Source organism: Sphingobacterium kyonggiense, assembly GCF_039536825.1.
GTDB classification, from domain to species: domain Bacteria; phylum Bacteroidota; class Bacteroidia; order Sphingobacteriales; family Sphingobacteriaceae; genus Sphingobacterium; species Sphingobacterium kyonggiense.
In genome coordinates this window covers 195,908-216,261 of the sequence record NZ_BAAAZI010000004.1, presented here as the reverse complement: position 1 = coordinate 216,261, position 20,354 = coordinate 195,908, and the positions used below count along the sequence as shown (strand labels likewise).

Annotated in this window: 14 protein-coding genes; 5 read left to right on the top strand and 9 right to left on the bottom strand. The window is 38.7% G+C overall.

Features of this window, described 5'->3' with window-relative positions:
* Window positions 1-43 precede the first annotated feature (43 nt).
* Together rpoC and ABD676_RS02040 are read left to right on the top strand one after the other, a co-directional pair.
* A complete protein-coding gene (gene rpoC / locus ABD676_RS02045; protein ID WP_344673009.1) occupies window positions 44-4,321 on the top strand; it encodes a DNA-directed RNA polymerase subunit beta' in 4,278 nt (1,425 codons plus the stop codon).
* 186 nt (window positions 4,322-4,507) lie between these two features.
* On the top strand, window positions 4,508-5,176 hold the full coding sequence (locus tag ABD676_RS02040; protein WP_344673008.1) for an MgtC/SapB family protein: 669 nt from the start codon (window positions 4,508-4,510) through the stop codon (window positions 5,174-5,176).
* A gap of 15 nt (window positions 5,177-5,191) precedes the next feature.
* On the opposite strand, the gene ABD676_RS02035 is transcribed toward ABD676_RS02040, so the two are convergent.
* Window positions 5,192-5,833, bottom strand: coding sequence for a beta/alpha barrel domain-containing protein (locus ABD676_RS02035; protein WP_344673007.1), 642 nt, complete (start codon window positions 5,831-5,833; stop codon window positions 5,192-5,194).
* A gap of 1 nt (window position 5,834) precedes the next feature.
* A complete protein-coding gene (locus ABD676_RS02030; protein ID WP_344673006.1) occupies window positions 5,835-6,827 on the bottom strand; it encodes a PfkB family carbohydrate kinase in 993 nt (330 codons plus the stop codon).
* 125 nt (window positions 6,828-6,952) lie between these two features.
* Here ABD676_RS02030 and ABD676_RS02025 point away from each other — a divergent pair, with 125 nt between their 5' ends.
* Together ABD676_RS02025 and uxuA are read left to right on the top strand one after the other, a co-directional pair.
* Window positions 6,953-7,774 carry an SDR family oxidoreductase gene (locus ABD676_RS02025; protein ID WP_344673005.1) on the top strand — a complete coding sequence of 274 codons (822 nt, stop codon included), beginning with the start codon at window positions 6,953-6,955 and terminating at the stop codon, window positions 7,772-7,774.
* 7 nt (window positions 7,775-7,781) lie between these two features.
* Complete coding sequence (gene uxuA / locus ABD676_RS02020) at window positions 7,782-8,954, top strand: mannonate dehydratase (protein WP_344673004.1); 1,173 nt, start codon at window positions 7,782-7,784, stop codon at window positions 8,952-8,954.
* A gap of 518 nt (window positions 8,955-9,472) precedes the next feature.
* On the opposite strand, the gene ABD676_RS02015 is transcribed toward uxuA, so the two are convergent.
* Genes ABD676_RS02015 through ABD676_RS01985 form a run of 7 tightly spaced genes read right to left on the bottom strand, consistent with a single transcriptional unit; the run spans window position 9,473 to window position 19,220 of the window.
* Window positions 9,473-10,630, bottom strand: a complete 1,158-nt coding sequence (locus ABD676_RS02015; protein WP_344673003.1) for a sialidase family protein — start codon at window positions 10,628-10,630, stop codon at window positions 9,473-9,475.
* An 18-nt stretch (window positions 10,631-10,648) separates the two neighbouring features.
* Window positions 10,649-12,607, bottom strand: a complete 1,959-nt coding sequence (locus tag ABD676_RS02010; RefSeq protein WP_344673002.1) for a family 20 glycosylhydrolase — start codon at window positions 12,605-12,607, stop codon at window positions 10,649-10,651.
* Window positions 12,597-13,820 carry an AGE family epimerase/isomerase gene (locus ABD676_RS02005; RefSeq protein WP_344673001.1) on the bottom strand — a complete coding sequence of 408 codons (1,224 nt, stop codon included), beginning with the start codon at window positions 13,818-13,820 and terminating at the stop codon, window positions 12,597-12,599. The genes ABD676_RS02010 and ABD676_RS02005 overlap by 11 nt, the downstream gene beginning before the upstream one ends.
* Window positions 13,821-13,879: 59 nt before the next feature.
* Window positions 13,880-15,958 (bottom strand): GDSL-type esterase/lipase family protein, encoded by a 2,079-nt coding sequence (locus ABD676_RS02000; protein ID WP_344673000.1) that lies wholly within the window; start codon window positions 15,956-15,958, stop codon window positions 13,880-13,882.
* On the bottom strand, window positions 15,942-17,165 hold the full coding sequence (locus tag ABD676_RS01995; protein WP_344672999.1) for an MFS transporter: 1,224 nt from the start codon (window positions 17,163-17,165) through the stop codon (window positions 15,942-15,944). Before ABD676_RS01995 ends, ABD676_RS02000 begins: the two co-directional genes overlap by 17 nt.
* A gap of 10 nt (window positions 17,166-17,175) precedes the next feature.
* Window positions 17,176-18,297, bottom strand: a complete 1,122-nt coding sequence (locus tag ABD676_RS01990) for a hypothetical protein (RefSeq protein WP_344672998.1) — start codon at window positions 18,295-18,297, stop codon at window positions 17,176-17,178.
* Window positions 18,297-19,220, bottom strand: a complete 924-nt coding sequence (locus ABD676_RS01985) for a dihydrodipicolinate synthase family protein (protein ID WP_344672997.1) — start codon at window positions 19,218-19,220, stop codon at window positions 18,297-18,299. The genes ABD676_RS01990 and ABD676_RS01985 overlap by 1 nt, the downstream gene beginning before the upstream one ends.
* Window positions 19,221-19,519: 299 nt before the next feature.
* Between ABD676_RS01985 and ABD676_RS01980 the strand changes: the two genes are divergently transcribed.
* Window positions 19,520-20,227 carry a FadR/GntR family transcriptional regulator gene (locus ABD676_RS01980; RefSeq protein ID WP_344672996.1) on the top strand — a complete coding sequence of 236 codons (708 nt, stop codon included), beginning with the start codon at window positions 19,520-19,522 and terminating at the stop codon, window positions 20,225-20,227.
* Window positions 20,228-20,354 lie beyond the last annotated feature (127 nt).

Genomic DNA, 20,354 nt, shown 5'->3' with positions numbered 1-20,354 from the left:
ACCTTCTTAAGCTTTCACATACAGCTTTAACTTTTTACTAAGTATGTCTTACAAAAAAGATAATAAAATCAAAAGTAACTTTACATCGATTACGATCAGCTTAGCATCTCCAGAGACTATTTTGGAGCGCTCAAGTGGTGAAGTTACTAAACCAGAAACCATCAACTACCGTACTTACAAGCCTGAGCGTGACGGATTATTCTGTGAGCGTATTTTCGGTCCTGTAAAAGATTACGAATGTCACTGTGGTAAATACAAACGTATCCGTTATAAGGGTATCGTGTGTGACCGTTGTGGTGTTGAGGTTACTGAGAAGAAAGTACGTCGTGAGCGTATGGGACACATCAACTTGGTGGTTCCTGTAGCACACATCTGGTACTTCCGTTCTCTTCCAAACAAAATCGGTTACTTATTAGGTCTTCCTACTAAGAAATTAGATATGATCATCTACTACGAAAGATATGTTGTTATTCAGGCAGGTATCAAAGAAGATGATGGTATTTCTTACATGGATTTCTTAACAGAAGAAGAGTACTTGGATATTTTGGATACCCTTCCAAAAGAAAACCAGTACTTGGATGATACTGATCCACAGAAATTCGTAGCGAAAATGGGTGCTGAGGCACTAGAGGATTTATTAAAACGTCTAGACCTTGACCAATTATCGTACGATCTTCGTCACCAAGCAGCTAATGAAACTTCACAACAACGTAAGAATGAGGCTTTAAAGCGTCTTCACGTAGTTGAAGCTTTCCGTGGTGCTAATGATCACATCGAGAACCGCCCTGAGTGGATGATCGTGAAAATCGTTCCTATTATTCCACCAGAATTACGTCCATTAGTACCTTTGGATGGTGGTCGTTTCGCGACTTCGGATTTGAACGACTTATACCGTCGTGTAATTATCCGTAACAACCGTTTGAAACGTTTGATCGAGATCAAAGCACCAGAAGTAATCTTACGTAACGAGAAGCGTATGCTTCAAGAAGCGGTAGACTCTTTATTCGATAACTCGCGTAAAGTAAACGCAGTTAAGACAGAGGGTAACCGTGCTTTAAAATCCTTGTCTGATATCTTAAAAGGTAAACAAGGTCGTTTCCGTCAGAACTTATTAGGTAAGCGTGTTGACTATTCTGCACGTTCTGTAATTGTTGTAGGTCCTCACTTGAAATTACACGAGTGTGGTCTTCCTAAAGATATGGCAGCTGAGCTTTACAAACCGTTCATCATCCGTAAGATGATTGAAAGAGGAATTGTAAAGACGGTAAAATCTGCTAAGAAAATCGTAGATCGCAAAGATCCAGTAGTATGGGATATCCTTGAAAATGTATTGAAAGGTCACCCAGTATTACTAAACCGTGCTCCTACGCTTCACCGTTTGGGTATTCAGGCTTTCCAACCTACTTTAGTAGAGGGTAAAGCTATTCAGTTACACCCATTAGTGTGTACAGCGTTCAACGCCGATTTTGATGGTGACCAGATGGCAGTTCACTTACCTTTAGGTAATGCTGCAATTTTGGAAGCCCAAATCTTAATGTTGGCAGCACACAACATCCTTAACCCAGCTAACGGTTCGCCAGTTACTGTACCATCTCAAGACATGGTATTGGGTCTTTACTACATCACTAAAGGCCGTAAAACTGATGATAAATTAGTAATGAAAGGTGAAGGAAGTACTTTCTATTCTGCAGAAGAGGTTATCATCGCTTTGAACGAAGGAAAAGTAGATCTTCACGCATTCATCAAGGTTAAGACTCGTATTAAAACAAAAGAAGGCGAATTTAAAGACGCTATCATTGATACTACAGTAGGTCGTGTGATCTTTAACCAGATCGTTCCGGAAGAAGTAGGATATATCAATGAATTATTAACCAAGAAATCCCTACGTAATGTCATCGGTGAAATCGTTAAGAACACTGGTATGGCACGTGCGGCTAAATTCTTGGATGATATGAAAGAATTAGGATTCCAAACTGCATTTAAAGGAGGTCTTTCCTTCAACTTGCAAGATTTGAATATCCCTGCTGCTAAAGCTGATTTGATTGCTCAAGCTACGAATGAAGTAGAAGAAGTAATGAACAACTATAACATGGGTTTCATTACCAACAACGAGCGTTACAACCAAATCATCGATATCTGGACACGTATCAACAACAGATTGACTGCACACGTAATGGATATCCTTTCAAACGACAACCAAGGTTTCAACTCAGTATACATGATGTTGGATTCAGGAGCTCGTGGTTCTAAGGAGCAGATTCGTCAGTTATGTGGTATGCGTGGTTTGATGGCCAAGCCACAGAAGTCAGGTACTTCTGGAGGGGAAATCATCGAAAACCCGATTTTATCGAACTTTAAAGAAGGATTATCCGTATTAGAGTACTTTATCTCGACCCACGGTGCGCGTAAAGGTCTTGCGGATACGGCGTTAAAAACGGCGGATGCGGGTTACTTAACTCGTCGTTTACATGACGTGGCTCAAGATATGATTGTTGTAGAGCAAGACTGTAATGGTCTTCGTGGTATCTACACAACTGCCTTGAAAGATAATGATGATATCGTTGAACCATTATATGACCGTATCCTAGGTCGCACACCGTTGAACGATGTTGTTAATCCTGAAACTGAAGAGCTAATTGTAGCTGCAAACGAAGATATCACAGAAGAAATTGCTGAAGCTATTGAAAACGCTGGAATCGAAGGCGTGGAAATCCGTTCAGTATTGACTTGTGAGTCTAAGCGCGGAGTATGTGCTTGTTGTTATGGACGTAACTTAGCTTCAGGTAAGCGTGTTCAATTAGGTGAGGCTGTAGGTGTAATTGCTGCACAGTCCATCGGTGAGCCAGGTACGCAGTTAACACTTCGTACGTTCCACGTCGGTGGTACGGCTTCCAACATTGCTGCAGAATCTTCTATCATCGCTAAATACGACGGTAAGATCGAATTTGAAAATGTTCGTACTGTTGAAAAAGAAGGTGAAGATGGTCCTTTCCAAGTAGTATTAGGTCGTTCAGGTGAGATTAAAGTTGTAAATGAAGATCGTAAAGTTCTTTACCAACAAATCATTCCTTACGGTTCAAACCTTTTCGTAAAAGAAGGCGAGCAAGTAGAAAAAGGAACTAAGTTGGTAGACTGGGATCCATATAACGCGGTAATTATCTCTGAATTTGCCGGTAAAGTTGAATTTGACGCGATCATCGAAGGTATTACCTTCCGTGAAGAGTCTGATGAGCAAACTGGTCACAAAGAGAAAGTAATTATCGAGACTCGTGATAAAACGAAAAACCCTACTATCAAGGTATTAGATAATAAAGGTGAAATCATCCGTTCATACAACATTCCAGTAGGAGCTCACGTTTCCGTTTCTGACGGTCAAAAAGTGAAAGAAGGTGCGGTATTAGTTAAGATTCCACGTTCTACAGGTAAGACCCGAGATATTACGGGTGGTCTTCCTCGTGTAACGGAGTTATTCGAGGCTCGTAATCCTTCAAACCCTGCAGTTGTAACTGAAATCGATGGTGTTGTATCTTTAGGTGGTGTTAAACGTGGTAACCGTGAGATCTCTATTGAGTCTCGTGATGGCCAAGTTAAAAAATACTTAGTACCACTTTCTAAGCACATCTTGGTACAGGATAATGACTTTATCAAAGCAGGTATGCCTTTATCCGATGGACAGATTTCTCCTTCAGACATCTTGTCAATCAAAGGTCCTTCTGCAGTACAAGAATATATCGTAAATGGTATCCAAGAAGTTTACCGCCTACAAGGGGTAAAAATCAACGATAAACACTTCGAAACCATCGTTCACCAAATGATGCAGAAAGTGAATATCGAAGATCCAGGAGATACTCGTTTCTTAGAAAAAGAAGCAGTAAACAAATGGGATTTCATGGAAGAGAACGACTCATTATACGACAAGAAAGTTGTTGTAGATGCAGGTGATTCTAAATCTTTACGTCCAGGACAGATTATTGCTATGCGTAAATTACGCGAGGAAAACTCTAGCTTGAAACGTCAAGACATGAAACTTGTAGAAGTTCGTGATGCTATCCCGGCTACTTCAAGTCCATTGTTACAAGGTATTACCCGTGCTTCATTAGGTACGAAGTCATTTATCTCAGCTGCTTCCTTCCAGGAAACAACTAAGGTATTGAACGAAGCAGCAATCGCTGGTAAACGTGATAACCTATTAGGATTGAAAGAAAACGTAATTGTTGGTCACTTAATCCCTTCAGGTACAGGTTTGCGTCAGTACAGCAACATCATTGTTGGTTCACGTGAAGAGTACGATCAATTATTAGCTTCTAAAGAAGAAGATTAATAATTAAGACGTTGGAATTCCCTAGCTAAGGCTTAACAAGAATTTCAATAACATATTCAAAAATGGTCTGGTTTCAATATGAAATCAGACCATTTTGTTTTTTATATTTACAGAGAAACCTATGAATTTACATGCTGCACTAACCTTTTTACGGCATGATTGTTTATTGATTTAAGAAAAAGAAATATGAGTTTAGATTTAATACTTAACCAATTTGAATGGGAATGGAATGACCTTTTAAAAGCTGTCTTATCCTTATTGGCGGGATTTGTCTTAGGCTTTGAAAGGGAGTGGAAGGATAAAGCTGCGGGATTTAAAACCATTTCTATTATTTGTCTTGGGAGTACCTTATTTTCGCTATTGTCCTATAAGCTAGGTGCTGGGGAATCAGAAGATGCTACCAGGATTGCCTCCTATGTTGTCTCCGGTATAGGTTTCTTGGGGGCAGGGGTGATCTTTAAAGATGGTGTCAATGTCAATGGTCTTACCACAGCAAGTATTATTTGGATGTCTGCGGCTATTGGTATGGCTATCGGATTTGGTGTTTTCTTGACAGCGGCTATATTCTTATTTGCTTGTTTCATCATCTTAATTTCAGGTAAGCTTATCAACCATTACATCATTCGTAATATCGGTAGAATGGCAACACTTACTCTTCATCGCGATAATGTGGCGGCAAAGGATGAAATCATAGATTCCATTCGCCCTTTGGTAAAACAGATCAAAATCAAGAATATTTTATTGACTGAAGACGAGCTAACCATCACCATGGAGGTCTTGATCAATAAGGATAATATCCGCAAGTTTGAAAAACGATTATTAGAGAATAAAAAACTCTTGGAAGTTAGTTTATAGGAAGTATAAACTAACTTATTTCGTCCAGGATAATAGTTTCGAGCAATTGACTTGAATTTGATCATAATCATATCCAGCATCACTTTGACTGAATAATTTAGACCCTAATCCAACTGCACTTACTCCGGCTTTAAACCAAGTTCTTATATTATCTTCTGTTGTATCTACACCACCTGTAGGCATGAACTTCAACTTCGGAAATAGAGGTTTTATACTCTTTAAAAAGGAAGGACCTAAAGTTTCCCCTGGAAATAATTTAATGAAAGTACAACCCGCTTCTTGAGCTTGCGCTATTTCTGACGGCGTCATACATCCTGGAATCCAGAGTAACCGATGCTTTTTAGCGACTGCTGCTATGCTGGAATTAAAGATAGGGCTTACTAAAAAGTCTGTTCCTAAGGCTACAAATTCCTCCGCTGTTTGTGCATCCAAAATAGTTCCAATACCCAATTTTAAGTCTGGGAATTCTGTATTGCGGTAAGTGAGTAGTTCAGCAAAATTACTTTTTGCTTCTGCACCACGGTTTACAAACTCAAATGTACGAATGCCCCCATCATAGCATGCCTTCATAATCTGTTTACAGATTTGAAGGTCATCGTGGTAAAAAACAGGAATTACAGGGTAATTGAAGATATTTGTTAAAAGTTGTTCTTTCATTTTATTTGTATTTACCATTACCAAAATCACCTTCTACAAATAACTTATAATAGCCAGTTCCTGTAGCGGTTTCAATTATATCTTGATTGCTCATTCCTTGACGGCAAGCATAAATGAGCCCAGCCATAAAAGCATCACCACTACCTATACGGTCTACTGCTTCTTGGGTTTCATAAGTTTTAGAGATCACATGTTCTTGTTTGGTATGCAAGGTGCCATAAAACAAGTTATGCTGAGGATGATCAATGAATCGAAATGTATTAGCGATCAGCTTTGCTTTTGGAAACATGCTGAACAATTCTTTTGAATTTCCTTTAGCAAAATCAAAATAAGCTGATTGACTTGTTTGTCTATTGAATTGCTCATCAATTGAAGAGCCAAGCATTTTATTGGATGCCCAGATATTGCCCATAATCAAATCACAATATTCTACAAGCTCCGGCATTATGTCAAGAGGCTGCTTTCCATATTGCCAAAGTTTGCTTCGGTAATTCAGATCTACAGAAATATAAATGCCGCGATGTGCTGCTTCTTCTAAAATAGCCTTCATGAGCTTTGCCATGTTTTCATTCAAGGCAGGGGTAAGAGCCGACCAATGAAACCATGTGACCCCTTCCAGTAATTGAGCAATGTTTAAATCATTTGGATTTAATAAACTGAAACTAGAATATTTTCTATCGTAAATAACCTCTCCAGATGATAAGCCATTTGCTGATAATAGGATATAGCTGCCTATGCGGTCGCCAGACCAAATAACCTTGCTGTTGTCTACACCAAGGTCTGCTACAAAGTCTAGGATTTCTTCACTTAGTTTATTCTCAGGGAAGGCGGATACATATTGTACTTCTTCACCCATCTGCGCTAATGATACCGCCACATTGGCTTCGGAGCCTCCAGGGTAGATTTTCAGTAAATTATCGGGACTCTTAAAAAAATGATTCCCTATGCTCTGTTTTCGAATTAGGATCTCTCCAAAAGATAGTATCTTGTTCATTGGTAATATCGTACTGCAATTTAATTCTTTTTTCTAAATCACCCCAATTACTGCCAAGTAATTTTCTTTTTCCCTTAATTTTTGAGGATATTTCATTAATATTGGAGAATATCTAACCACAAACTATGGGAATTCTTGATCAATTTTCACTAAAAGGCAAAAAAATCGTTATAACCGGTGGTACAGGCGTTTTAGGAAAATCATTTGTCCATGCCCTTGCAGAGGCTGGCGCAGAAATATGTATACTTGGAAGAAGCGAAGACAAAATTAAAGAAGCAGTCCAAACTGCTGAAAACTTAGGGGCCAAAGCTATAGGCCTTGTCGCAGATGTCATGAATGAAGATTCAGTGCAAGCTGCCAAAGAAAGTTTACTCCAACAATGGGACAGTATCGATGGGTTAATTAATGCCGTAGGAGGTAATATCCCTGGAGCAACAATCGGTGAACAACAATCTATTTTTGATAATAAAATCCAAGACACCATCAAGGCTATTGAGCTGAACTTGTATGGAACTATTATTCCGACATTAATATTTGGCGAAATCATTGCCGATAAAGGAAAAGGTTCTATCATCAATATATCATCTTTAGCGGCTAGCCGCCCATTGACTCGAGTATTGGGTTATACGGTTGCGAAGCATGGTATCGATGGATTCACCAAATGGATGGCTACTGAATTAGCTATTCGTTATGGCGATAAAGTACGTGTGAATGCTATTGCTCCTGGTGTGTTCTTGACCGAACAGAATAGAAACTTGTTGACCAACCCAGATGGTACTTATGCTGAGCGTGCGCAGAAGTTCATCAATGGAACTCCTTACGGTCGTCTAGGGGATCCTTCAGAATTAGAAGGGACATTAGTCTACCTGTTAAGTGATGCTTCTGCATTCGTAACAGGGGAGACTATCTTTGTAGATGGTGGGTTTAATGCATGGTGCGGCGTATAAAAATAACATGAAAGAGAAGCAATTTTTAGAACAAACTTGGAGATGGTATGGTCCAAATGATCCGGTTTCCTTAGATGATGTAAAACAAGCTGGTGCTACTGGTATAGTGACGGCCTTACACCATATTCCACATGGAGAAGTATGGCCAATTGAGGACATCCTTGAACGTAAGCAAATCATTGAAGAGGCAAGTTTGGTATGGTCAGTAGTAGAATCTGTACCGGTTCATGAGGCCATCAAAACCAACTCAGCAGATGCAGAAAAATATTTAATCAACTACAGACAGTCGCTTAAGAATCTTGCACAATGTGGTATAAAAACAGTATGTTACAACTTCATGCCCGTTTTAGATTGGACAAGAACCCAATTGGACCTACTTATGAAGGATGGTTCCAAAGCACTCTATTTTGACTGGATTGATCTGGCAATTTTTGATATTCATATTTTAAAAAGACCAGATGCAAGTGCAGACTACTCCTCGCAAATTCAAACAGAAGCTGAACAGCGATTCCAGAAAATGGATGAGCAAGCCTTAGTTGATCTTCAACAGAATGTCTTGATGGGAATACCCGGAGAAGGTGATATATCTTTAGAATCCTTACAACAAAGTATTGAAACCTATAAACAAATTGGTTTCGATGGCTTAAGAAAGAATTTAATCAGCTTTCTGAACGCAATAGCTGAGGTCTGTGAGAGCGAAGGAATTAAGATGACCATTCACCCCGATGATCCTCCATATCAAATCCTGGGGCTTCCTAGGGTGATGAGCAACGAGGCTGATTTATTGTATTTAATTACAGAAGAACCCAAGGAATTTAATGGTATCTGTTTTTGTACCGGTTCATTGGGTGCAGGACCAACAAATGACCTTCCGGCTATTTTTGATAAAGTAAAACACCGAGTACATTTTGTACACTTAAGAAATGTAAAACGTGATGAATTGGGAAGCTTCTACGAAGCGGACCATTTAGACGGCGATGTGGATATGTACGAAGTGATGAAAGGATTGGTAGCGGAAAATCAAGAACGTGAAATACCTATCCCTTTTCGTCCAGACCATGGTCATCAGATGTTAGATGATTTGGCGAAAACAACCAACCCTGGCTATTCAGCTATTGGCAGACTGCGTGGATTAGCAGAATTAAGAGGTTTGGAATTAGGTGTAATTCGAGCAATCTAACAAAATGTTCATTTCTTTGTTATACAAGGAAATGAACATTTTACCATATACCCTAGAGTATATTAATGCGCTAAGGTGATTATAGGACCGGTTGAGAATTGCGAGCTAATAAACTTCTATCCGATATAAACCACCTTAGCTTATCTTAAGAAAAACCAAATACATGAGGTAGATTTCACGAAGCTTATTAGCTTTTTCGAGAATATCAATCAGCAATTCTAAAATTGGCTGATTGCACATTGATTATTTAAATCAAAATTACGGATAAATTTCATTCAATAATTTAAATCTTAGTTTCTTCCGTACACGAACTAGCCTAATAATCCCTTTAAATTATAATGACTCGCCCTTTTTCTTATTAGATAATTATTCTAAATTTTTTATAAAGTTGAGAAAGTTTGTAACAAACATTTTGAAAGAGTCAAATCCCTAAAATGATAAAAAGCCGCTAGCAAAATTGCTAATAATTAGGTTATTAGCTATGCTAGCGGCATTTTTTTGTGTATTTGTTATAGAAATTACTTAAGCTTTTCTGTTAAAAACACGATTTCTTTATAATTATCTTTTTCATATACGATTCCCATTACCTTAGGCTTTAAAAGAACCATATCGGAATAGGCTGAGTATGATCCTTTGTATCCCTCAGGGCTTTTAGCAATCACCTTATTCAAATACCAAGTTTTCCCTTGATCTTTGGAAAGTCTTAAAGTCAAATTATCTCGATTGTTTGGATCTGCTGCATTCAAATGAGCAAGGATAAATTTCTTTCCTTTTTTCCAAGACAATACAGAACCTTGGTTAATTGGATCTGGTAGATTAGGATCTGGAGTTGAAGATACCCAAGTTTCACCACCATCCGTTGAACGGGAGATAATACGTTGCTTCGGCGTGATCTGTTGATTTCTAGAACTCATATAAACTTCGTTATCTCCAATTTGTGCTGCAGTTGACTCGTTTGTGCCCGGAAATAAAACATCTTGGCTTAGTTTAAAGCTTTTTCCATGGTCATCAGAATAATACGCATGCGCATTCCAATCCTTTCCCTGCGGTTTAGGATCACCAGCATTGTGATTTGCTGCTACATATATCCTTCCCTTATGAGGACCAGAAACAAATTGAAAGGCATGACCAGGAGTGTTTGCATAGGTACGCCAATCTTCGGAGAAATTATAATCCGGATTAAAACCCGGTTGTTTCGGTTTATGCGTTTGAGTCGTAATATTTACAGGGGCAGACCATGTTTTAGCTCCATCCGTAGAGGTAATATACCATACTTCTCGCAAACCATTTCCTTTTCGGACATCTCCTTCATGGTTATTACCGGTGTTGTAAAATAAGAAAATACGTCCTTTCGGATAGGCAGGATCTGTCAGGTCTACCACAGGAGCCATATTACCAGCTTGAAGTTTATCAAAATCAGCAGCTACGTACAGTTTGCTCCAGGTCTTACCTTGGTCTTGGCTGATTTTATAGACAATGTCCACATTTCCAAAGTCCCCAGCATGATCTACTCGACCTTCGGAAAAAGCTATTAAATCACCATTTTTGTTTTTGATAAGTGCCGGAATACGGTAACTCGCATAACCATCTTCTCCTGAACGGAAAACCACTGATTCTTGAGCTTGAATCGTGCAGATAACTAGAACGGCTAAACAGGTTAAAAGTAAATTTTTCATATAAGTAAATTGTAGGTTTTATGGATATGGGACAAAGGTAAACATCCATTTCAATGGATTCCCCCAATCTTTGCCAGATAATTTGCTAACAGGTAATTTGATTAATACTTCATTCCATCCTTTTTTCAAGGTAATAGCTGTGGGCTCACGAAATGAATAACCTTCGTCAATCAATGGGGTTTCCATCGCGCCTTTCTGTCCTGCTTGTTTCCAATGTGGTGGAGGAATAACCTGTTTATTCACCCAAACTTGACTTCCAAGGTCATCCCAGGTACCCAAGGATGGGCTGTCTGACGCATAGGATCTAGAGAGGTTATTAAAACCAATCCAAAAGTTTTTAATTCCTTCTTCATCAGACCATATTTTTGTGCGAGCATACCAAGTACTGTTTTGTTTTGGATTTTCTATTGTTCCTTGAAGGACATCCGCCCACCAATGCCTTAAAATAATTGTACCACCTCGTGCAATTTTGTTTACTGGAATATCTGATGCAAAAGGATTAGCTTCAATTGGGAATGTTCGAGCAGTTTCTCCAGCGTTATCAAATGGACCAATAAGTTCCCAACGCATGTGGCTATTTGCCACAAACGGGAATGGTTTATCTTTAAAATATAGCGCCTTATGCGTCAATAATCGTTGTTCAAAATCTTGGAATTGCCTAAAGGTAGGCATGTTTTCATCTGGAAGGTTTGCTTTCCAGCCTAATTCTCCATTTCCTTGCCAAGATCTTTCTCCAAAAGTTAGTATACTCGGATAGATAGCACTTTGTAGAAACATATCCTCAGGCTTTGCAACAGCGCGATCAGGCCAAGAACATAATATGGCGCCCCTTAGTTGGTCGGTTTCCTTAGCTTCCTCTGCAAATCGTCTAAAAAACAACGTGCTTACAGTCTCTAAAGGGTCCATATGGTTAATGTAAAGATGCTTGGAATCTACATACTGTCTATTTGATTTCGGATCGAGCTTCTGCGCGCCACCCATCCATAATTGCCTTATGGTCTGTTCTTCTAAATTACTTCCAGGTTCCCAACCGTAAGTGCGGAAACCCAATTGTTCCACAAATTTGGTGATTTCAGGCATAAATTGCTTATTCGTAATTTTTACCTCATCACCACCAATATGTAGCTCAGCTATTTCAGGGAAATGATCGGCAAACTCAACCAATAATTCCTTAACCCGGGCAATGCCCTGCTCTGATTGCATAGAATAACCAAAATACCGTTCAAAGGCTGCACTATGCCCTGGCATATCAATCTCCGGTAAAAATTGAATATGACGCTCCTGGCAATAACGAATCAATTCCTTAAATTCAGCTATGCTGTAATATTTCCCAGGCCAACGCGTCATGTTTGACGCATCTATTAATCCCGGAAACTTCTTACTCTCCAGTCGCCAAGCGATATCTTCTGTAAAATGAAAATGTAGCAAATTCAACTTATACTTAGACATAATGTCGATCTGCTCCTTCAACATGTCCAATGGTTGATAATTTCTACCCACATCGACCAAAAAACCACGCAAGGAGAATTGAGGAACATCCTTTATCGATACAAAAGGAAGGGTTTTATTTTCAAACTTAAACTGCCTCAAGGTTTGTAAGGCGTAAAATAATCCTTTATTGCTGAACGCCCGAATGGCTATACCTTTGGAATTTATATCCAAAAAATAACCTTCATCACCCAAGTCATCTTTTAATTTTTGGTCTACCTTTAAGCTAATCGAATGCAACTTTTGCTTTTTCCCATTACTATAGAGGTTTACACCATTCGTTGTGAAAATAGTTTTGGCTATGGCTAATTCCTTTTCAATCCCTTTTTTTGATCCTTCAAAGCGAATACCATCTGCGACATTTAGCTGTCCTGTATTCCATGAAATTTCAGTAGGATAGGGGATTAGTGCCTCAGATGCTTTATTTTGAGCATAAAGGCTGTTGTTGCATAAAAATAGAACGAGAACAAATACTAACCTAATCATCATGACTACTTTGGTTAAAGTCTTCAATTAATTTCCAACAATACCACTCTTGTCTTGGAAGATGGAAGGGGCCTTTAAATAAATTCCCCTTTGCTGTTTGGGCAATTTTCCCGTCACGATGCAAATAACCAAACCATTCACCATGCTCCCTATCGTGAAAATGAGCATAAGCATAATCATGAATTTGTTTGTGCCATTCAGCATATTTCTCATTTCCGGTCATTAAATACGCAAATAGAGTAGCGATGATGGCTTCATTTTGGGGCCACCAGAACTTCATGTCTTGCCAATATTCCTGAACAGGTTTATCATAAACATCCCGGAAATACAGAATCCCCCCATGCTCTTTATCCCAGCCTCTTTCCCACATATAATCCAACATTCGACAGCCTAAATCAATTAATTTTGGGTCATGACCTCGGTATTTTGCCTCATGCAAGATAAACCATGCTCCTTCAATAGCATGACCTGGATTTAAGGTTCTACCATCAAAATGATCTATAATGGATCCATCAAAGGCCACTTGTTCCATCACGCAGCGGATATCATCCTTCACGAAATTTTCTTCAATTTCTTGTATCCAAGCTAAAATCGCCTCATCACAACGTGGATCACCAATCGTTTCCCTAAGTTGTTGAGCTGTATTGATCATAATCATCGGAATGCCAATTCCTTTACTCGGACGGGTGTTTTCATACTTTGCATCTATTTGTCGATCACCTTTGGCATATTCCAAACAAATGGTAAAAAGCGATCTTGCCATTTCGGCTGCTTCTTGGTCACCACTAGCTTTCGCATAAGCAGCACATGCAATAACCGCAAAGGTCTCTGAAAAGAAATATCGACGCATCCGAATAGGATTGCCTTCTCGGTCCACATGAAAGTACATCTTACCATTGGCATCAAAACATTTATCCCTTAAAAACTCATATCCTAATTTTGCCCCTGTCAGCCATTCCTCACGTTGCTCGACAGTATTGTATAGGGTAGATAACAGCCAACATGCCCGCCCTTGAATCCAAACAGCCTTGTCCGTATCCAAGATGCTCCCATCAGCATCTCGCATAAGCAAGTATCCTCCAAATTCCTTATCAAAGGACTTTGGGAACCAAAAAGGAACCGTATCCTTTAATAACTGATGCTTATAAAATTCAGCATACTCAGATAAGGTTTTATCCTGTTCAATTTGTCTAAAAGTTTCTTTTGTACTTAACATGTTCTTATTTACTACTGATGTCGAAGGAATGATGTTTGTCCCTTCTTTTATTTTAAGATTTAGTTTGAGGTGTTTTTCAAATCAATGGAAAAGGTTGATACAGGTACGGAATCTTCATTTTCTAAATTTGCATTTGTATATGGCTCGTACGCATAGTAAATCCGCTGACTTCCTTCAGGTAGGCTAATTTCTAGGGTAGATTTCTTGACCTTGATCTGTTGAACTGCTGAAACATTTCCTTCCGTATCCATTACTTGAAATCCTTTGATTTCTTCTCCATTCTTTGTCTGAAATTGCTTGCAATTTCTAAAATCTAGTACCCAAGTATTCTTGTCCCGTTGTGTCAACTTTTGGAGTTGCGGTGCATCAGCCTGATTTCTTAAATGATAACTGTGTTTTTTGACAAGATTACTTAACCTAATACCAATAGGTATTTTATCTTTTGGATGCACATCCTGTGGATGTCCCAAATCAGAACTCACCACCATATAAGTTTTCGGTAGGATCGACGCAAGTTTATTCTGGCTTTCTCGGAATGCAGGCCATGAAGGACGATTAATACTGGAAAGCTGTACAAAATAAAAAGGTAGTTCTTGTTGAAATGCTCCTCGCCAAGATTGGATTAATTTTGGAAACAATAGTTCATGCAATTCCTTGTTATGTGCATTACTCTCCCCTTGATACCATAGTACTGCTTTAAATTGATGATCCAGCCATTTCCGAACACCTGCCTCAAAATTGTAGGAAGGGTCATAAGGATGTCTTTGATTTTTAACCGAGCTGTTCTTTAAATTCTCGGCAGCTCGTGTCCTGCAGAAATCTTGAATAAAATCCGATCTACGCCATGTATGAATATAACTTGCTAATAAATTATCTTTCTCTAAGTCACTACGGGAAATCCAAGACTCGGTATTTGAGCCACCAACAGCTAGTTGAACCAGACCGATTGGGATATTCATTTCGCTTTGAATATCCGCCCCAAAAGCCAATGCGATTGCTGAAAAATTAGCTAATGATTGCACTGATGGCAACTCCCATTTTCCATGGAAATATTGGAGTTTATTGATCTGATTTAAGCTGTTGGTGTCCCAAGCTTGGTTCGTGGTTTCAGTGATTACCTGATTGTGATATAATCTTATGTATTTGTTGTTCTTTAATTTCTCGATGAGCTGTTGCGCATCCTTTGCATCTTTCATTGGAAAGGCCATGTTTGATTGACCTGATGCCAGATACACATCGCCGAATAAAATATCTTTTAAGTAGACTTCTTCTGTACCTGTGGAAACCCGAATATCAAATGGCCCACCAGCTTTCTGGGCTGGGAGTTCAATTTCCCAATTCCCCAATACATCAGCTTGTCCTTTCCATTCCTGATCTTTGAAATAAAGCTTGATGATTTCTCCCGAACTTGCCCTTCCTTTTATCTTATTTACTCGGTCTCTTTGCAAAACCATATGGGAATTATACGTTTCAGCGATCTGTAGGGGAATGTGATTAGGTTTGATGTATTGAGCTAGCTGCTGTGCGATTAATTGAGCACCTTCTGCCGATGGATGTATATAATCATCAAATAAATCGATTCTTGAAGATAAAATTTGGTGATTGTCAACAAGAGTTACTTTATTACTTGCTGCTACCTCTCTTATTTTTTGTTGTATTTGTTGAAACCAATCTCGAGTACCGGAAAGAAATCTTGGGTGACCACAAAATATTGGACTCATTATACAGATATAGAATGCTGTTTTCGGATTTTGTGTTCGAAATAAGTTCAGCAGCTGTTGGTAATCTTTCTGAAAGTCTATTTGGTAATTTGGCCAATTTCGAGGATCTGTATCATTTAAACCTAATGCGATGATGACGATGTCCGGTTGAAAGCCTAATGCGTCTTGAAGTTCTTTAGATTTTAAATACGGATTATGACCATTCGCCAATAAAGTTGCCCCATTACGTCCGAAATTCCCCACCTCAAATGCTGATCCCAAAAGCTCCTGTAGTTGGGAAGGATAGCTGTCTTCATTGCTTAGTCCAAAACCTTTGGTTACCGAATCGCCAATACAGGCAACCTTCTTTTTTGCCTGAGCAAATAAGAAATTGATACAGCATAGACCTATGAAGAAGAAATTAAGAGCCCTCCACATGTGCTTTAGGTTTTAAAACGATTAATTGTATCAAAAGGACAATCGCAACAATTCCAGCCAATAGGGCGAAGTGTGTGCCTAAATTACCTTCGTCCGCTGATGCACCTAGTATTTTGGTGATATAGGCCCCTGCAAATACACCTACCATATTCATGATGCCATAAGCTGTAGCACGATAGCGAGCACTTACAAATTGACAGAGTATAGGCATATTATTGGCATCAAACATACCGAAGCCAAATCCAAATAACAGACCTGCAGCTACAATAGCGATGATATGATGCCCATAGCCAATCAATATGACGGCGGGAATAGTCAAAGCTAATCCTATAGCACTGGTGTAAATTCGTCCTCGAATATTTTTTTGTATCCAACGGTCAGAGAGAATCCCACCAAGGATTACTCCAAAGAAAGAGGAGACCGCAATACTAATGGTCGCTAATGGACCTGCTTGCTCCATTGGGATATTTAAGTTCTCCGAAAACAAGGTCGGTAACCAATTCTTGGTCGCCCATCCTGGTAAGCTTGGTACTGCAAAATACATTAAGATTACCCAAAAAGAGATGTTGGAAAAAAGTACAGATAGTCCTTTCCACAGCGGGATGGTTTCCTTTGGCGTAGTTTTCTCTTCATGTCGATGTGGTGCCTCTCGCAAGGTAAATAATAGGATTAATGCATAAATAATACCGACTAAGCCAAAAAGAATAAAGGTATAATGCCAAGTATAATTGGCTGCAATGCTTGCTCCAAAACCACCTAGTGCCTGACCAAAATAGAATCCGGTCATATGAATACCAATTGCTAATGATCTGGTCTTATCACTGTGGTAATCGGCGATTAAAGATAATCCTGCAGGGATATATAATGCTTCGCTCATACCCATGATCGCGCGAAGGGCATAAAGCTGGTCATAATTTTGTGCAAAACCCATAGCTAAGGTAACTGCAGACCAAACGAATAAACTGCCAATGATTAGCCATTTCCTACTCCATTTGTCTGCAAGAATACCAGCCACTGGACTCATAAATCCGTAGATCCATAAAAATATGGCCATGAGGTTGCCAAATACTGCTGCACTTTCCAACTCCAAAATATCCACCGACATAGCCGGACGCATGGTCGACAAGATTTGCCGATCCATATAGTTTAGTAAAGCTACAAACCATAGTAGACCAACTAAGATCCAAGGATATTTGCTGTTTTTCATGCGAATTGACTTATTTTAAGGTAGCAGTTAGTATCTGGTTTGTTCTCACTCCCGCCTTTACCTCACCACTTGGTATGATCAGCATGTCCTGATGTTTTATGGCCGTCGTAGTGACTGGCCCCATGCCAGGAATTGCTTCTACAGATCGCCAAGTTTGGTCCTTAAGGTTTAGGCTCCAACAGGATTTGGTAAATCCAGGATGTTGCTCTAAGATATTGTTTTTTAATGCAATTAAACTGTCTTTTTTATGCAAATTGTCTGCTTGACTTATGTTTATTAATGCTTTTTCTACCTGATGAAAGGTCTGCCCATCATCTCCAGAAAATAATAGTAGATGATCCCTGTAAAATATGCCCGTACCAGCAGATACAGCTACTGGTAGTTCCGCAATTTTCTCGACTTTTCTATCCTTGGTTTGTATTGCCAATACATCTTGATAAAATGTACTTGGTGCTTGTACATTTCTTTTTCTACCTCCTGCTACATAGATGCAATCTTTCCCATTTTCAGACACAACAGCATGGCTAAGCGAATAGGGGAGTTCCATAAATTCTTCCCATTGGCTGTTTTCTTTGCTTACATCTAAACGAAAAACCATATTCGATACCTCCTCACTATTATCACCGCCAACTACATACAAGTAATTGTTGAGATAGGCTCCTCCGGTATTGCTCAAGTGCTTTGGAAGGTTTTGTAATGGGTGATATTCCAATTCTTGTTTCTCATTTATACTATAATATCCGGCAGAGGCAGAAGGTCCTTGTTGATCTTCTCCGCCTAATACGAATAATTTGTTTTCATAGCTGACATTGGCAGCATATGCTTTCACATAGGGTACATGAATATGTTTTTCAAAATGCAGCTGCTTGTCTTGAATACGGTATAAATATCCTTGCTGCTGATAGATCTTAGCACCTCCATTCCAAGGTTTATCCTCTGGGAAATTTGCGCCCCCAGCGATAATTAGATAGTCCTTCAATATTCCGGTGATAGGACCAGCAATACCTAAGTTAGCTCCATTTCCCTCATCAGGCAATTGACTCGACTGCTGCCAATGTATTACTATAGGCGAATTTGTCGAGTGACATGCCGCTGTTAGAAGCGTTAATAAAAGCAATCCATGCCTACGCATTATTTTTTCGATTTAAATTGGTCAAATCCTAAGTTGCTGACATCCGTTTTAAAGGCAGCAAATTGCTGCTCGTCCATATTGGCAATAGGTAATCTAAACTCACCACAGTCTAAATCCACCAATTTCATATAGGCCTTTCCTGTAGCAATTCCACCATATTTGCCCAATAGCTGAATCATATCGATAGATTTCTGTTGCCATTTATTCGCTTCTTCTAACTGCCCCTTATCATAGCAATCCATCAGTTCATGATATAATGGAGCTGCATAATTGTAGGTACTTCCTACTGCACCTTTAGTGCCTAAAACCAATGCCGACAACATGTTTTCATCTCTTCCCCAAAGCATATCGTATTTTCGATCTGCATAATTTAAACAGGACAGAAAATCCATGAAATCCTCGTGGGTGTATTTAATTCCTCGGAAATTCGGAATTTTTCCATCAACCTCTTTTAGAAGATTGATCATACTAAAATTTCCGCCGGTTAATACAGGAATATGGTAATAGTAAAATGCTGTGTTTGGTGCTGAGGCAGTAATTTCTTCACAACATTTTGCTAATTGTTGAACGTTTGCGGGCTTGAAATAATAAGGTGAGGTAAAGGAAATAGCATCAGCACCTTCACGCTCAGCTATTTTGGCTAACTCCATGCACTCTTTGATATTCGTTCCACCTAGGAAAAACATTAAACTAAATTCATCATCTTGCTTTGTCAATGCGGTCCATGCTTTTAATACGCTGACTTTTTCATCAAATGTCAAGGAAACTCCTTCCCCAGTAGAACCACAAATGAATGCTCCTTTTATTTTATTCTGTTTTAATAACTCATAATAGGACGGAATTAATTCGCAATTCAAATTGCCATCCTGATCAAAAGGAGTAAATGGTGCCGCAACTAAGCCTTCAATTTTTTGGTTTAACATGCCTTGGTAAATTATATGGTATTAAGTTAATTCATTTATCTATGCTGTACTTTAGAGTAATATATTTTTATTTAGGTTTATTTAACATTTTTTTAAAATATATAATCTTAACAATACGTTTTATTGTTTGGTTTACATTTTGCTATTAGTCAGTCGTTTATCTTTTTAAACGAGCATGTAATCTGTTGTAATTGATTATGTCAGACATATTGAGCAATCAAATGTACTATATATTGTTTTACTTACAAATTATTTTTTGATATAATTGCAACTTATATTAATCCTTATAGAGTATAACTATGAGTAATAACACTGGTTTCAGTAAAATAGGAAGTATCGATACTTCCAGTTTAGTTGATAAAGCCGAAGAGAAAATCATCCAATATATTCGCGAGAATAATGTAGAAATAGGTGAGGTTTTACCGAAGGAGCTTGATCTAGCAAGTAGTCTTGGGGTCAGCCGTACTGTAATTCGGGAAGCCCTTCTTCGTTTAAAGACGGTAGGCCTAATAGAATCCAAAAAACATAAAGGTGCTGTTTTAAGAAATCCTGATGTTTTGGGCTCTTTACGCAAGGTTTACCATCCTTCTATCCTTGATCAGAATACTTTACGAGACATGTTTGAAATGCGCCTTGCATTGGAGGTAGGAATGGCAGATTTTATTGTGAATAAAATCACAGATGAGGATATTGCCGAACTCGAAGAGATTGCTGAAGGTATAGGTACTGGCGATGCCAATACCGCTTGGCAAATTGATGATGAGATAAAATTTCACGGTAGACTCTACAAGATTTCTAAAAACAAAATGTTGATGGAATTGCAAGAAATGCTTTACCCTATCTTCCAATACGTGCATCAAAGTGGACTTTTGGAAAAAGAAGTTGGAGAGGTAGACTTCATATCCCATAAAGAATTAGTAGAAATACTTAAGAAAAGAGATGCCGAAGCTTATCGTCAAGCCATGAGAGTACATTTGAACAATCACTTTACCAGAATATTGGATTAATTGGAATTAGAATTATTGATCAAACAATATTTTACGAAAAAACAAAAGAGGGAAATCTTCAAATGATTTCCCTCTTTTATTTCCATGGCCTTAAGTCAGGAAATATATGTATGTTGACTTGGATTCC

Coding starts and splice junctions, on each gene's coding strand:
- ABD676_RS01985 (WP_344672997.1), bottom strand. CDS start 19,220: ATGTTAAACCAAAAAATTGAAGGCTTAGTTGCGGCACCATTTACTCCT.
- ABD676_RS02035 (WP_344673007.1), bottom strand. CDS start 5,833: ATGAAAGAACAACTTTTAACAAATATCTTCAATTACCCTGTAATTCCT.
- uxuA (WP_344673004.1), top strand. CDS start 7,782: ATGAAAGAGAAGCAATTTTTAGAACAAACTTGGAGATGGTATGGTCCA.
- ABD676_RS01990 (WP_344672998.1), bottom strand. CDS start 18,297: ATGCGTAGGCATGGATTGCTTTTATTAACGCTTCTAACAGCGGCATGT.
- ABD676_RS01995 (WP_344672999.1), bottom strand. CDS start 17,165: ATGAAAAACAGCAAATATCCTTGGATCTTAGTTGGTCTACTATGGTTT.
- ABD676_RS01980 (WP_344672996.1), top strand. CDS start 19,520: ATGAGTAATAACACTGGTTTCAGTAAAATAGGAAGTATCGATACTTCC.
- ABD676_RS02040 (WP_344673008.1), top strand. CDS start 4,508: ATGAGTTTAGATTTAATACTTAACCAATTTGAATGGGAATGGAATGAC.
- ABD676_RS02005 (WP_344673001.1), bottom strand. CDS start 13,820: ATGTTAAGTACAAAAGAAACTTTTAGACAAATTGAACAGGATAAAACC.
- ABD676_RS02025 (WP_344673005.1), top strand. CDS start 6,953: ATGGGAATTCTTGATCAATTTTCACTAAAAGGCAAAAAAATCGTTATA.
- rpoC (WP_344673009.1), top strand. CDS start 44: ATGTCTTACAAAAAAGATAATAAAATCAAAAGTAACTTTACATCGATT.
- ABD676_RS02010 (WP_344673002.1), bottom strand. CDS start 12,607: ATGATGATTAGGTTAGTATTTGTTCTCGTTCTATTTTTATGCAACAAC.
- ABD676_RS02000 (WP_344673000.1), bottom strand. CDS start 15,958: ATGTGGAGGGCTCTTAATTTCTTCTTCATAGGTCTATGCTGTATCAAT.
- ABD676_RS02015 (WP_344673003.1), bottom strand. CDS start 10,630: ATGAAAAATTTACTTTTAACCTGTTTAGCCGTTCTAGTTATCTGCACG.
- ABD676_RS02030 (WP_344673006.1), bottom strand. CDS start 6,827: ATGAACAAGATACTATCTTTTGGAGAGATCCTAATTCGAAAACAGAGC.